13 protein-coding genes are annotated in these 14,379 nt (G+C 59.1%); 5 read left to right on the top strand and 8 right to left on the bottom strand.

The features are described 5' to 3' along the window. From AC07WB_RS18585 to AC07WB_RS18575, 3 genes are all read left to right on the top strand, one after another. Window positions 1–1,059 carry a DmpA family aminopeptidase gene (locus AC07WB_RS18585; protein ID WP_494940988.1) on the top strand — a complete coding sequence of 353 codons (1,059 nt, stop codon included), beginning with the start codon at window positions 1–3 and terminating at the stop codon, window positions 1,057–1,059. A gap of 86 nt (window positions 1,060–1,145) precedes the next feature. Beyond that, the gene (locus AC07WB_RS18580; RefSeq protein WP_494940987.1) at window positions 1,146–1,967 is read left to right on the top strand and encodes a M55 family metallopeptidase; all 822 of its coding nucleotides are present in this window, start codon (window positions 1,146–1,148) and stop codon (window positions 1,965–1,967) included. A gap of 147 nt (window positions 1,968–2,114) precedes the next feature. Further along, window positions 2,115–2,951: a fumarylacetoacetate hydrolase family protein gene (locus tag AC07WB_RS18575; protein ID WP_097095694.1), complete on the top strand. Its 837-nt coding sequence runs from the start codon at window positions 2,115–2,117 to the stop codon at window positions 2,949–2,951. A 76-nt stretch (window positions 2,952–3,027) separates the two neighbouring features. Here AC07WB_RS18575 and AC07WB_RS18570 read toward each other — a convergent pair whose 3' ends face one another. The 6 genes from AC07WB_RS18570 to AC07WB_RS18545 form a co-directional block, all read right to left on the bottom strand. Then, window positions 3,028–4,539: a serine hydrolase domain-containing protein gene (locus tag AC07WB_RS18570; protein ID WP_494940986.1), complete on the bottom strand. Its 1,512-nt coding sequence runs from the start codon at window positions 4,537–4,539 to the stop codon at window positions 3,028–3,030. Further along, window positions 4,536–5,276 (bottom strand): ABC transporter ATP-binding protein, encoded by a 741-nt coding sequence (locus tag AC07WB_RS18565; protein ID WP_097095696.1) that lies wholly within the window; start codon window positions 5,274–5,276, stop codon window positions 4,536–4,538. The genes AC07WB_RS18570 and AC07WB_RS18565 overlap by 4 nt, the downstream gene beginning before the upstream one ends. A gap of 98 nt (window positions 5,277–5,374) precedes the next feature. Then, window positions 5,375–6,202, bottom strand: a complete 828-nt coding sequence (locus AC07WB_RS18560; RefSeq protein ID WP_097095697.1) for an ABC transporter ATP-binding protein — start codon at window positions 6,200–6,202, stop codon at window positions 5,375–5,377. Next, window positions 6,203–7,102 carry an ABC transporter permease gene (locus AC07WB_RS18555; RefSeq protein WP_097095698.1) on the bottom strand — a complete coding sequence of 300 codons (900 nt, stop codon included), beginning with the start codon at window positions 7,100–7,102 and terminating at the stop codon, window positions 6,203–6,205. Next, window positions 7,099–8,109 (bottom strand): ABC transporter permease, encoded by a 1,011-nt coding sequence (locus tag AC07WB_RS18550; protein WP_345827826.1) that lies wholly within the window; start codon window positions 8,107–8,109, stop codon window positions 7,099–7,101. The genes AC07WB_RS18555 and AC07WB_RS18550 overlap by 4 nt, the downstream gene beginning before the upstream one ends. Further along, window positions 8,109–9,704: an ABC transporter substrate-binding protein gene (locus AC07WB_RS18545; protein ID WP_494940985.1), complete on the bottom strand. Its 1,596-nt coding sequence runs from the start codon at window positions 9,702–9,704 to the stop codon at window positions 8,109–8,111. Before AC07WB_RS18545 ends, AC07WB_RS18550 begins: the two co-directional genes overlap by 1 nt. A 188-nt stretch (window positions 9,705–9,892) precedes the next feature. Here AC07WB_RS18545 and AC07WB_RS18540 point away from each other — a divergent pair, with 188 nt between their 5' ends. Together AC07WB_RS18540 and AC07WB_RS18535 are read left to right on the top strand one after the other, a co-directional pair. Beyond that, window positions 9,893–10,948 carry a dipeptidase gene (locus AC07WB_RS18540; RefSeq protein WP_494940984.1) on the top strand — a complete coding sequence of 352 codons (1,056 nt, stop codon included), beginning with the start codon at window positions 9,893–9,895 and terminating at the stop codon, window positions 10,946–10,948. Window positions 10,949–10,950: 2 nt separating this feature from the next. Continuing rightward, a complete protein-coding gene (locus AC07WB_RS18535; protein ID WP_097095702.1) occupies window positions 10,951–11,865 on the top strand; it encodes a LysR family transcriptional regulator in 915 nt (304 codons plus the stop codon). Between the two features lie 78 nt (window positions 11,866–11,943). Here AC07WB_RS18535 and AC07WB_RS18530 read toward each other — a convergent pair whose 3' ends face one another. Together AC07WB_RS18530 and AC07WB_RS18525 are read right to left on the bottom strand one after the other, a co-directional pair. Next, entirely contained in the window at window positions 11,944–13,296 is a 1,353-nt protein-coding gene (locus tag AC07WB_RS18530; protein ID WP_400458798.1) for an MFS transporter, read from the bottom strand. Window positions 13,297–13,469: 173 nt separating this feature from the next. Then, complete coding sequence (locus AC07WB_RS18525; RefSeq protein ID WP_097095704.1) at window positions 13,470–14,372, bottom strand: GntR family transcriptional regulator; 903 nt, start codon at window positions 14,370–14,372, stop codon at window positions 13,470–13,472. Between the last annotated feature and the right edge of the window lie 7 nt (window positions 14,373–14,379).

The following is a 14,379-nucleotide window of genomic DNA, read 5'->3' as shown; positions in this document are numbered from 1 at the left end:
ATGGATTTTCAACAACAACAGCGCGATCTGCTGCTGCAACGCTGGCGCAGCGAGCGCCAGCTGGGACAACCGCGCAGCGTTAGCGGTGCCACTAATCGCATCAGCGATGTGGCGGGCGTACGCGTCGGACATTACACGCTGGCGGACGGCGAGCGGCAAACCGGCGTCACCGCTATTGTGCCACCGGGCGACAATCTGTTTACCCAGCCATTGCCGTGTGCGGCGGCGGTGTTCAACGGTTTCGCCAAGCCGGTTGGCCTGGTACAGGTCGAAGAGTTGGGCGTGCTGCAGACGCCGGTTTTGCTCAGCAACACGCTGGCGGTGGGCACGCTATTTACCACGCTGGTGCGCGATGCCATCAGCCGCAACCACGAGCTGGGCCGCAGTTTGCCGACGGTCAATCCGCTAGCACTGGAGTGCAACGACGGCTGGCTGAATGACATTCAGGCGCTGGCCATTACGGAAGCCATGGCGCAACAGGCACTGGATAACGCCACCGCCGATTTTGACCGCGGCAGCGTTGGTGCCGGGCGCGGCATGAGCTGTTTTAGTTTGAAAGGCGGCATCGGCACCGCATCGCGCCTGATTCCGTCGCTCAATGCCACGCTTGGCGTGCTGGTGCTGGCGAACTTCGGCGCGTTGACCGCACTGACGCTGGATGGCGTGCGCCTTGGCGAGATGATTGCGCCGCTGCTGCCGGAACTGACGCCGCAGCGCGATGCCGGTTCCATCATCATTATTATGGCGACCGATGCGCCGCTTGATGCGCGCCAACTGAAGCGCGTCGCCAAACGCGCAGGTGCCGGTTTAGGGCGTTTGGGCAGCTATTGGGGCCACGGCTCGGGCGATATTGCTGTGGCGTTTTCCACCCAGCCCCGGCCACAACCGCCGGAAGAATCCACGCTGGAACCGCTGCTCGCCGCCGCCGCCGATGCCACCGAACACGCGGTGCTGGATGCCTTGCTGAGCGCCGAAGCCGTCACCGGTTTCCGCAGGCATTATCGTCCGTCGTTAAGCGACGTTTTGGATCGATTGGCGCTGTCGTCCCGGTCGGCATAAATGCCGACCCTACAAAAAACACCACAGGCCCGTAGGGTCGCCATTCATGGCGGCCTCTGCTAATAACCGCACGGAACCCCAACCTCATGAAAATCTTCATCTCAGCCGATATCGAAGGCATCGCGGGCGTGATGCGCCCGGAACAGTGTTCACCTGGCCACGCGGAATATCAATTGGCGCGCGGACTAATGGAACAGGAAGTCAATGCCGCCATCGACGGTGCCTTCACCGGTGGCGCCACCGAAGTGGTGGTAGCCGACAGCCACGCGCAGATGACCAACCTGCGCGCGGAAAATATCGATCCGCGTGCGCGCATGGTGCAGGGCAAACCACGCGGTTTATCGATGGTGGAAGGCATTGAACAGCAGCCGTTTGATGGCCTGTTCTTTATCGGCTACCACAGCGCGGCGGGCGAGCCTGGCGTGCTGGCGCACACCATTAACGGCCGCGCATTCTGGCGTATTCACATCAACGGTAAAGTGATGGGTGAAAGCGACATCTACGCGGCCGCGGCGGCCGAACAGGGCACGCCGCTGTGGCTGGTGAGCGGTGACGATCAGCTTAAAGGCTGGATGGCGGAGCACTATCCCTCGGTGGATTACGTCTGTGTGAAACGCGCCATCTCGCACACCTGCGCGGAATCCATCAGCCCGCAGGCGGCGCAAAACGCCATTCGCGCAGCGGCGACCGCCGCCGTACAGCGTAAACGGCAGGTCAGCACCACGCGCCTGAGCGCGCCTTATGAGATGCAGCTGCAGGCCAGCAAACCGGTGCTGGCGGATCTGTTCAGCCTGATTCCCGGCGTGACGCGCATTGATGCGGTGACCGTCGGCTATCGCGCGGATGAGATGAACACGCTGATCAGCCTGCTGAGCGCCTTCTCCTATCTGGCGAGCACGCAGTCGTAATTGCGCATTAATGCGCACCCTACGACGTTGCCACATGCAACACGTAGGGGCGCCATTTATGGCGACCGCTAAATCAGCAGGTCGGTCCGCATCTCCTGCTGAATTTTGCTAACCTGCGCGCAATTTATCTATAACAACGAGGCAGTCATGCAGCTCTGCAGTTTTTATCTTATTGACCAGCAAAGAAAAAGTTACGGTATTGTGCAGCAGGAAGGTGTGATTGATATCGGTGCGCGCCTCGGTGCGGACTGCCCGGATCTCAAAACGTTGCTGCAACGCGGCGCGTTGAGCGATCTTGATGCCTACCTTGCGCAACCCGTTGATCATCCGTTTAGCGCCATTCGCTTCCTGCCGGTAGTGGAAAATCCGGGCAAAGTGTTCTGCGTTGGCATGAACTACGCCGACAAACGCAAAGAGTTTGCTGAGACGATTGAAGCGCCCACGCTGTTTGTGCGTTTTGCGGATTCGCTGGCGGCGCACGAACAGCCGCTGCTGAAACCGGCCACTACGCAGGAGTTTGATTACGAAGGCGAACTGGCGGTGGTCATTGGCAAAGCGGCCTATCAGGTGAAGGCCGCCGATGCGTTGCAGCACGTTGCTGGCTATAGCTGCTTTATGGACGCCACGGTGCGCGACATGCAGTTTACCTGGTTCACCGCCGGTAAAAACTGGCAGCAAACCGGGGGGTTTGGGCCGTGGATGACCACCGCCGATGAGATCCCCGATCCACAGCAGCTGGCAATTAAAACCTGGCTGAATCAGCGCGAAGTGCAGAACGATACCACCGCCAGCATGGTGCATCCGGTGGCGAAGATCATTGAGTACATTTCAGCGTTCAGCCCGCTGTCGCCAGGCGATGTGATCATCACCGGTTCACCGGGTGGCGTGGGCAAAAAGCGTACGCCGCCGCTGTTTATGTTCCCCGGCGATGAGATTGAAGTGGAGATCGAGAAAATCGGCCGCTTGCGTCACCGCGTGGTCTGAATGCGGTCGCCATCAATGGCGACCCTACGACAGAATCGAGCCGGTCTTGTAGGGTGCGCATTTATGCGCACCTGGTTTAACGGCTAAACCTCACCACCCGGCTGCGGTTCAACATTAACTGCAGCGTGTCGCCTGCGCGCGCAATCACAAAACGCTTCTCCCACGGTCCATCCTGCGCGGTGGCCAGTACGCGATCGCCACCTAACGACTGTAACCGGGCGCGAATCGCCGCCGGACCGATGCCCATCAGCAAGCTATCGCCTTCAACCACCAACTCGCTGCGCCACTGGGACGCGAACCACCGGCCTTGCAGATTATCGAGACTGGCTTGGTCGGGCTGCACCGGCACAAAACGTCGTGCGGCATGGCCAATTTCACCGACAATCGCCGCGCCCTCGTGACGCAACTGCATCGGAAAGGTGCTGGAGAGCGAAACCGCATCGCCGTGCGCATCATCGCGCCACAGCGTTTCGCCGGCGCCAAGCCAGGTGGCCGTCACGCCCTTGATCTCCAGCCAGTCGGCGGCGTCTTCCGCCACGTAGAGTCCAGGCGTTAAATCGTGTCCTTTCTCCGGCAATTCGCGATTAAGCAGCGCCGCCATCACGCGCAACACGCTTTCGGAAGTGGTGGCATCTTCGCGATTGGCGACCAGCGCCACGCCGATTTTCAGCTCCGGATGCAGCAGAAAATAGCTCTTATAACCGGCGTGCGAACCGCCGTGGCCAAACAGCGTCTGGCTGCCAAGCGTCGAGCTGGTAATGCCCAAACCGTAACCGCTGGTGCGGCCATCGTTGAGATTGCGCGGTGCAGTCAGGCGCTGCAGCACGCCCGCGCCCGGTCCGCTATCGGCCAGCAGGCTTTGCAGCCAGCGTGTCAGATGATTGAGGCTGCCGGTTACGCTGCCCGAAGCCGAGAGATGCAAACCGGCGCTGGCGAGCTGCCAATGGTCGCCGTTTTGCCAGTAACCCGGCGCTAAACCGGGCACGATATCGAACCAGCTTTCCGGCGCAATCAGGTTGATATCCAGCGGATCGCTGATGTACTGCTGCAGCAAATCGTTGAAGCGTACGCCTTTGGCTTTTAGCGCTTCTTCCACCAGCCGGTAGCCGGTGTTGGTGTAAGAAATTTCGCTGCCGGGCTGATAATTGAGCTCGCCTTCACGCGCGATAAAATCTAACAGGTCGGCGGCGCGCGTCGCGTTGTACACCGACAATCCCAGCAGCGATAAGGTTTCGCGCACGTCCGGCAGGCCGCTGCTCATGTCCAGCGCCTGGCCAACGGTAATCTGCCCGTTGGCGCCGCTGAGCTGCTGCAGATGCTGCGCCAGCGTGTCATCAAGCTGCAGATAGCGGCGGCCGGGGCCGGTTACCAACGCGGCAAAGATATGTTTGGTGATGGAGGCGAAGCGCACCACGCTGTCGGCGCTGAATGGCGTTTGCTGCGCCAAATCGGCCAGGCCAGCGCAGTGGGTGGCGTGAATCTGCTGCGCATCAAACAGCACGATTGCGCCGCCCGGCGCGCCCGGCTGCTGCCAGCTCTCGGTAATCTGTTGTGCGATATCCGCAGCGTGTTGCCAGTTAGCGGTCATGCCGGTTCCTCCAGCGTCATGCTGAGATCGAAAAGTTGGGCGGTATGCGGATGCTGGATGCGTCGCGCGCGCAGATCGTCGGCGCTCAGCTGCTCCACCATCTCGCCGTGCTGCATCACGCCAATGCGCTGACACAGGTGCGTTACCACCGCGAGGTTATGCGTCACCATAATGTAGGTGAGTTTGCGCTCGCTGCGTAGATCGCTGAGTAAATTCAGGATTTCGGCCTGCACCGACACATCCAGCGCGGAGGTAGGTTCATCCAGCAGCAGCACTTCCGGTTCGGCGATCAGCGCGCGGGCAATCGCTACGCGCTGGCGCTGGCCGCCGGAGAGCTGGTGCGGATAGCGGAAACGCACCGCCGCCGGCAAACCCACTTCGCTTAACGCCTGGCTGATGCGCTGCTCGGCGCGATCGAGCTGATGCACCAGCAGCGGTTCGTGCAGGATACGATCGATGGTCTGGCGCGGATGCAGCGAACCAAACGGGTCCTGAAATACCATCTGCACCTGACGATAAAAAGCGCGGCTGCGTTTGGCGCTGAGCTGCATGCCGCCAAACAGCATGCTGCCTTGCCAGTCGGCATTCAGCCCGGCGAGCGCACGCAGAATGGTGGATTTTCCCGAGCCGCTTTCACCCACCAGGCCAAAGCTTTCGCCGTTACCCACCGCAAAGCTGACGTTATTCACCGCCGTGTGCGCACCGAAGGCGATGTGCAGGTTATCGATTTGAATCATGGATGCTCCGTGCGGGCATGGAAACGGTCGGCATGAATGCCGACCCTACAAAAACGCGCTGAACGATCGTAGGGGCGCCATTCATGGCGACCTGCCAATTATTCCCGCCATGCGGCATCGCGCTGCAATACGGGTAAACGCTCACGCGCATGGCGCAGCGATGGCAAACAGGCCAACAAACCGCGCGTATAGGGATGCTGTGCCTGCTGCAGTTGCCCGGCGTCGAGCAGCTCGACGATGCGGCCGCCGTACATCACCGCCACACGATCGCAGAAGTGCGACACCAGCGGCAGATCGTGGCTAATCAGGATCAGCCCCATGCCGCGCGCCGACACCAGTTCGTCAATCAACTTAAGGATCTCGGCCTGCACCGTGGCATCCAGCGCGCTGGTGGGTTCATCGGCAATCAGCAGCTCCGGATCGGGTGCCAGCATCATGGCAATCATCACGCGTTGGCCCATGCCGCCCGATACTTCATGCGGATAGCGTTTCGCCACGGCAGCTGGATCGCGAATCTTCACCTGTTCCAGCAGCGCAATCGCCGCCTGCATCGCCGCTTTATGGCTGCCGCCTTTGTGCTCGCGCCAGGCTTCGGCAATCTGCTGGCCAATAGTCATCACCGGATTGAGCGAATACTTTGGGTCCTGCAGGATAAAACCGACGCGCTTGCCACGAATTTTGCGCATCACTTTCTCGCTGGCACCGCGCAGATCGATGCCATCAAAGCGCAGTACATCAGCGCTGACCTCGGCATTGCCCGGCAGCAGCTGCATCAGGCTGCGCGCGGTGAGCGATTTGCCAGAGCCGCTTTCGCCAACAATCGCAAACTTCTCGCGGCCAACGCTAAAACTGACGCCGCGCACCGCTTCAAAGGTTTCGCTGCGCGAGCGGAAGGCAATGCGCAGGTTACTAATTTCCACCAACATTTAGCGCTCCTTAGGATCCAGCACGTCGCGCAGACCGTCGCCGAGAAAGTTGAACGCCAGCGACGTCAGGAAAATCGCGATACAGGGCATCAGTGGCACCCACCATTCACTGAACAGGAAACGACGCGCGGTGGCGATCATCGTGCCCCATTCCGGTGACGGCGGCTGCGCGCCCATGCCAAGAAAGCCCAGACTGGCGGCGGTGATAATGATGGAACTCATATCCAGCGTGACCCGCACAATCAGGCTCGGTACGCACAGCGGCATGATGTGGCGCAGAATAATGCGCAGCGGCGAAGCGCCGGTCAGGCGGCTGGCGGCGATAAAATCGCTATGACGAAACTGTAAGGTTTCGGCGCGTGCCAGGCGCGCATATGGCGGCCAGGAGGTGAGGGCAATCGCCAGAATCGCGCTCTCCACACCTGGCTTCAGGGCCGCGACAAACGCCAGCGCCAGAATCAAACGCGGGAAGGCGAGGAAGATATCGGTGATGCGCATTAACGCTTTATCAACGAAGCCGCCCGCATAGCCGGCGATGCAGCCAATCAGCAGGCCGAGCGGCGCGGTGAGCAGCACCACAGCGATCACCATGCCGAGCGTGGTGCGGCCGCCGTAGATAATGCGCGTCCAGACATCGCGCCCCAGCTCATCGGTGCCGAGCCAGTGCGCGGCAGAAGGCGCAGCGAGGCGGTTTTCCAGATGCTGCACGCCGGGATCAAAGGGTGTCAGCCACGGCGCAAACAGCGCCAGAAACAGCATTACGCTGATCACCAGCAGGCCGATCATCGCCAGCGGATTGCTGCGCAGGTTGAGCCACAGGCGATAGCGTCGGCCCCACACCGCCTGGCGGCGGTTGGCTGGCGTGTCGTCAAGCAGCCAGTCTCGAGAGAAGAAGATCATTTTACGCGCGGGTCCCAAAGTCGATAGAGAAGGTCAGCCAGCTGGTTGAGCAGCACGTACACGGTGCCGACCAGCAGCGTCGCGCCGACCACCGGATTCATATCGGCGTTCATCAGCGAGGTGGTGAGATATTGACCAAGCCCCGGCCAGGCGAAGACGTTTTCCGTCACCACCGCGCCTTCCAGCAGCCCGGCGTAGGTCAATGCCAGCACCGTCACCAGCTGCACCGCCACGGTGGGAAAGGCATGGCGCCAGATGACCCGGCGCGAGGATAGCCCTTTGGCGCGGGCGGTAATCACGAATTCGCCGCTCAGCGCATTCAGCATAAAGGTGCGCGTCATGCGCGTAATGTAGGCCATGCTGAAGTAGGCCAGAATCAGCACCGGCTGCGCCATGTGCGCCAGCGCATCCCAGAAGGCGTCCATTTCTCCCGCCAGCAGCGAGTCGATGGTGAGGAAGCCGGTCACCTGCGGCACCATATCCTGCCAGATAATGTCCTGCCGGCCGGGACCGGGCGCAATGCCGAGCACCGCGTAGAACACCAGCAGGCTCAACAGCGCCAGCACGAACACCGGCAGCGAATGGCCGGCGAGACAGATCACGCGAATGGTTTGGTCGAGCCACGAACCCTGACGCACCGCCGCCCATACGCCGAGTGGAATACCGATGAGCGCAGCGATAATGATGGCTGCGGTCGCCAGTTCCATGGTGGCGGGGAAGAAGCGCGCGATATCGGTGCTCACCGGATTGGAGGTAAGAATCGATCGGCCAAGATCGCCATGCAGCAGTTGATTGAGGTAGTGACCAAACTGCACGTAAAGCGGCTGATCCAGCCCCATTTCCGTCCGCACGCGCTCCACCACCGATTGTGGTGCGTTATCGCCGACCGCCGCCAGCACCGGATCGGTGGGCATGACGCGGCCGATGAAAAAGGTCAACACCGACAGGCCAAACAGCGTCAGCACCAGGCTTCCCAGGGTGCTGACGATTCTCTTCAGTAACGGCATCAGGCTTTTTTCACCTGCGCATACGGCCACTGCTCCAGCACGGTCATGTGCACATCCGCCAGGCCTTTGCGGGTGGCGACATTCTTGGTCTTCTGCATCATGAAAATGAACGGACTCTTTTCACGCCCCAGCTGCTGGATATGCTGGTAGAGGGCAATACGTTTTGCCGGATCCGGCTCGTGCAGCGCCTGCTCGGTCAGTTTATTGAACTGTTCATCTGACCAGCTGCAGCGCCACGCCAGGGTTCGCGCGCGTGCGTTATCGCTGTTGTCGGTGTTGACGCAGAAGGCTTCGGTGTTGGAGTTGGGATCGAAGTAATCGGCGCCCCACACGGTGAGTGCCAGCTGATGCTGACGCGCGCGCATTTTGGTCAACACCTGGCGGTTTTCGGCGGCGATCAATGACACTTTGATGCCAATCGCGCCCAGCTGGGTCTGAATTGCCTGCGCGATGTCCGGGTACGGCTGCATCGAGTAGTGATCGAGAGTGATTTCGAAGCCGTCCGGATAACCGGCTTCGGCCAGCAGCGCTTTGGCTTTCGCCACATCTTTGTGGAATGGCGTATCGTCCAGCGCCGCCGGGAATCCGCTCGGCAGGAAACTCTGATGGGTGACAAAACTCATCGACAGAATGTTTTTCTGGATGCTGTCGTAATCCAGCGCCCACTTCAGCGCCTGCCACACCTGCGGCTTTTTCAGATACTGATTATTGGTGTTGCACGACATCAGCATGATGGCCGACAGCGATTGATTCACCAGCGCCACGCTGCTGTCGTTTTTCACCTGCAGCAGCTGTTCGGTGGTGAGGTCATACGCCGCATCGACATCGCCTTTCTTCAGCATCAGCGCCTGCGCCGCTGGGTCGGCGATATGTTTGAGGATCACGCGTTTGATTTTGCTCTGCGCGGCATATTGCGGGCTGAGTTCCAGAATCACCGTTTCGCTGGCATTCCAGGTGCGCAGCGTAAACGCACCGGATCCGGCGCTGTGCTGCTTCAGCCAGCCGTTGCCGAAATCGTTGTTCTGCTGATTCGCCAGACAAGCCTTCTTCGACACGATGCTGCCAACGGTAGCGGACAGGCAGTAAAGCAGGAAAGTTTCTGCCGCTGGCGCACCGAGTTTCATCTCCACGGTGTGGGCATCTTTCGCCGTCACCTGCTGCGTCACGTTATCTTTGGTGAAACCAAACTGGTTGATGATAAACGCCGGGCTCTTATCCAGCTTAACGATACGTTCAATCGAGAATGCGACATCTTCCGCGGTGAGCGGTGAACCATCGGCGAATTTCGCCGCCGGATCGAGATGGAAGGTATACGTGCTGTTATCGCTGCTGACGTCCCAGCTTTGCGCCAGCTGGCCAATGACTTTGTCGGCTTGTTGCGGATCGGGCGTGACTAAACGTTGATACAGGTTGCCGCAGATCTGGCCGCCGGTGGCTTCGAAGCTTTCATGCGGATCGAGGCTGGTGATGTTATCGAGCTGCATCGCTATCACCAGCATGCTGGGTGGCGTGGCGGCGAATGCGGAATTCAGGCTGAGGTAGGAAACAACAGGTACGGCAGTGCATCCTGCAAGAAAACGTCTTCTGGTAACCATGTAAACTCCCAACTGATTGATAATTAAAATAAAAAATTGTTATTTTGCGTTTTTATGTCTTGACTTTCCTGGCGTGCGGGAGGATTAATACCGGCACGAAGCCTTTTGTTTCACACGCCCTTTTTTGGTGCAATTTGCTCCGCCAGCTGGCAGTGCTGCGCTTTCTCCCGAACATGGAACTGAACAACATGTCTGATGCGACAACCTTCACCATTCCGGTTTTTGATGGCCATAACGATGTGCTGAATAAACTCTGGCAGCACCATCAGCCGGACGCGGTTAAGGCATTTTTTACGGGCACCCACAGTGGCCAAATGGATTTTCCGCGTATCCGTCAGGGAAATATGTTAGGTGGCATTTTCGCCACCTGGGTACCGTCCCACCCTCTGATTGCAAGAAGTGCGCCAGACCTCGCAAATTTTCCGCAGGAAATTATCAGCGCTGCGCGCGACGCCACCTTTTCCATGCTGGCGCTGCTGCTGCGCATTGAGCAGGCATCAAACGGCCAGGTGAAAATTTGCCGCAGCGTGCGCGATATCCGCCACTGCATGGAAAACAAGGTGTTAGCGGTGGTGATGCACGTGGAAGGCGCGGAAGCACTGGATAGCGATGGCGAGCTGCTCGATATCTTGTACGCCAGCGGTTTACGCACGTTGGGGCCGCTGTGGAGTCGTCCGAATCAGTTCGGCGACGGCGTGCCGTTCCTCTATCCTTCTTCTCCAGACATCGGCAACGGCCTGACGGCGGCGGGCAAGCAGCTGGTGCGTGACTGTAATCGCCGCCGTATCATGGTCGATCTGTCGCATATGGATGAGAAAGGCTTCTGGCACACCGCAGAGATCAGCGATGCACCGCTGGTGGCGAGCCACTCCAACGCGCATGCGCTAAGCGCGCAGTCACGTAATCTCACCGATCGCCAGCTGGCAGCGATTGCCGAAACTCACGGCTTTGTCGGGGTTAACTTTGCAGTGCCGTTCCTGCGTGAAGATGGCGATCGCCATGCGCCAACCGGCGTTGATGCCATCGTGCGTCACGTCGAGTATCTGCTGGAAAAAGTGGGGGAAGATGGCGTTGGATTTGGTTCGGATCTCGATGGCGCAACCATGCCGGGCGATCTGAAAGACGTGGCCGGATTCCCGCTGCTGGTGCAGGCGCTGGCGGCACGCGGCTATTCGCACGCGCTGCTGGAGAAGATTTGCCACGGCAACTGGCTGCGCGTACTTGAAGCCACCTGGGGCGAATAACCATGCGGCTGCGGCATATTGAAGTGTTTCAGGCGATTGTGCAGACCGGCAGCATCAGTGCGGCGGCGCGCCTGCTCAATGTGTCGCAGCCGAATGTTAGCCGGGTGCTGAATCACGCCGAGCAGCAGCTTGGCTTTGCCCTGTTCGAACGGCGTGCGCAGGGCATGGTTGTTACCGCAGAAGGGCGGCGCTTGCTGCCGGAAGTGGAAGATATCTATCAACGTTTACAGTCGATTACCCAATTGACCGAACAGCTGCGGCGCGGCGAAGGGCAAACGGTGCGCGTTGGCGCCGCGCACGCATTTGGTCAGATGGTATTGGCACCGGCGCTGGTGAACTGGCGACAACAGGCGGCGTCGGTTAGCGTCGAGTTGGTGACCGAGCACTTCAGCACGTTGTGCCGCATGATCATGGATAATCAGCTCGATTTCGCGCTGGTGTTTGGGCAGCAGGTGGAGGCGGACTTACTTGCCGAGCCGCTGTTTCAGTCATCGATGGTGGCGCTGCTGCCGCGCCATCACACCCATCATGAGCCGGTGACGCTGGAGTGGCTGTGCGCCAACAACCTGCTGATGATGCAGAATCAGGATCCGCTGGGTCGGGTACTGCACCGCGCGCTGCGCGATAAGGGGCTGAATCCAGCGGTATCGCTGTCGATCAAAACCTATTCGGTGATTGCCGATATGGTGCTGGCGGGCGGCGGCGTGGGAATTGTCGATCTGTTCACCGCCTGTCGTTATGCCGACCAGCTCAAGCTGCTGCCGGTGGCGCAGCCGTTGCCGTTTGAAGTGATGTTAATCAGTCGCCGCGATCGGCCGCAGTCGCAATCCACGCTGCAGCTGAAACAGGTGATTCGCAACAAGCTGTGGGAGATTGCCCGGCAGTGTGAATCGCAGTTTTTTACCCGGCAGGCATAACGCCTATTGCTGGTGCGCATAAATGCGCACCCTACAAAACCCGTAGGGTCGCCATTCATGGCGACCGCCGGCTCTGTATCAAATCCCATCCGTAATCGGTTTACGTACCAGCAGCAAATACGCCAGCGCCCCCACCACCGTCACACCGGCGCAAATCATCAACGCCAGGCTAAATGACTTGGTGGTATCCAGCACCCAACCGGTAATCACCGGGGCGAACGAGGCGAAAACGAAGCTGGCGAAGTTCTGGATGCTGCCGACCGATGCCGTCATGCGTGCCGTGACGTTGGCGTGAATCAAACCCCAGCACGATGTCCCGGCAAAGTGGATGCAGAACAGCGCCATACCAATCAGCGTCACCGCACTGGTGGTGTCGGTGGCACGGGTGACAAACGCAGTAAACGCGGCGGACAGCAACATGCCGCTGACGATGGAGATCTTACGCACCTTCACCGCATCGTGACCGCGACGCACCAGCGCATCTACCACATAACCGTTCAGCAGCATGCCCGCCGCGCCGAACAGGAAAGGAATCGCCGCCAGTAAACCGGTGCTTTTCAGGTCGAGGTTATAGGTGGATTGCAGATAGCCCGGCAGCCACGCGATATACAGCCACGCGGTGTAGTTGATGCCGCTGAAGCCAATCATCATGCCCCACATGGTGCGCTGCTTGAACAGGCCGCGCCACTCGGCAAAACTCAGCGGTTCCTTGCGTGATGCCACGCTGCCCGCCTGCAAATAGTGAATCTCTTCACCGCTCAGTTTGCTGTTGTCGCGGTCGCGGTACATCAGATACCAGCCGATGGCGAGGAACATGCCCAGCACGCCGATGGTAATGAACATGCCGCGCCAGCCCATGACCATCATCATCGCCGCCAAAATAGGTGGCGCGATGGATAAACCAATCATCGAAGCGGCGTTAAACATCCCCATCGGCATGCCGCGATCTTTGATGTTGAACCAGTCGTTAATCACCTTCACGCCGCACGGGTTCATCGGCGCTTCACCAATCCCCAAACCGATGCGCACGAAAATAAACTGGGTGAAGTTATGCACCAAACCGGCTGCGGCCTGGAACAGCGACCAGAAGAACATGCCAATCGCCAGCATAATGCGTGGCCCTTTGCGATCCAGCAGCGCGCCACACGGCAGCTGTGCCAGGCCGTAAGCCAGGGAAAACGCCGAAAGCAGTAAACCAATCTCGGTCGCGGATAACCCCAGTTCGCCGCGAATCGTCATGTTGGCGACCGACAGCGAGCTGCGATCGAGATAGTTGATCATGGCGGCAAACAGCAGCAGCAACATGGCGGTGACCTGAATCTTTTTGATGCGCGGCGAGCGCACTTCATCACCGCGTGCCGGGATAAAATCTTGCCCGTCAGCAGCGGGTTGTGGCGCATTTTCGCGACCACGAGCCGAAGTATTTTCCATTGCAACCTCCCGGATGTGGGTACTTATCGTTATGCGTGGATGTGGGATCCTGCGGCAGCGAAACGGTGCTGCCACAACGGATTGACTTCGAGACTAGAAGCAAACCGTTCGGATGTTGCGGAGATGTTTCAGATTCGTGCGGGAGCTAATGCTTTGTGGTTTTTAATCGGTTTTTAATTGTACTGACGAATCGAGCGGATCATTGAGGTCTTGGCTGTACTGAGATGATTATGCAGGGCGCACAGCGCTTCCACATCCTGACGGCTAATCAGCGCGGTGAGAATCGCCATATGTTCCTCCAGCGCCACGATATTGCGCTGCTTGAGATCGGTTTCATCCCACTGATAGTGCGAGTGAAAAATCACTGAAATGATCTCCAGCGATTGATTGAAAAAAGGATTGTTGGCGGCCGAGAGAATCAGCGTGTGCATCTCTTTATCCAGCGCGGCGAAGTGGCGGTAATTGCTGGCGATGGTATCGCGCATCGACCGATGGCGATCGAGCAGATCGCGCGCCTGCATCCAGCGCTCATCCTGAGAAGGAAGATTGAGAAAGCGCGTCAGCGCGTGGGTTTCCAGCATTTCGCGCAGCTCAAACAGATTTTCGGCATAGTTTTGATCGAACTTCTTCATGCGCCACTGACCACGTTTCACCGGTTCCAGCAGGTCATAGCGCATAAAGCGCAGCAAAAATTCGCGCACCACAATCGGGCTCACTTTCACCTGCTGCGCCAGTTGCAGCTCGCTAAAGGTGTCGCCCGGCATCAGCTGGCGCTGGTTAATCAGGTTGAAAAAGGTCTGCTCAAACTGCATGGCCTGCTGTTCAATGGGCGGTGTGAGAGCGTTAAAACCGTCTTCATCGCAGGGATCGCGCACAATCACGTAGGTTTCATCCACCTTCTCCAGCACGCCGCGCTCATGCAGGTGCTGTAACGTGTAGCGCACCGTCGTGCGGCTGATATTGAACATCTCAGCCAGCGCCGCCTGCGGTGGCAGCGGCGAACGGATATGCCGTTTGGCAATGCCCTCCAGCATTTGGTTAATCACGTTCTGACGTAGGTTTTGACTGCGGCTCATACGCGTC

Source organism: Pantoea sp. GW821-FHT03E06 (assembly GCF_059420725.1).
Note: the sequence above shows the minus strand (reverse complement) of the source record. Positions and strands in the feature narration are given on the sequence as shown.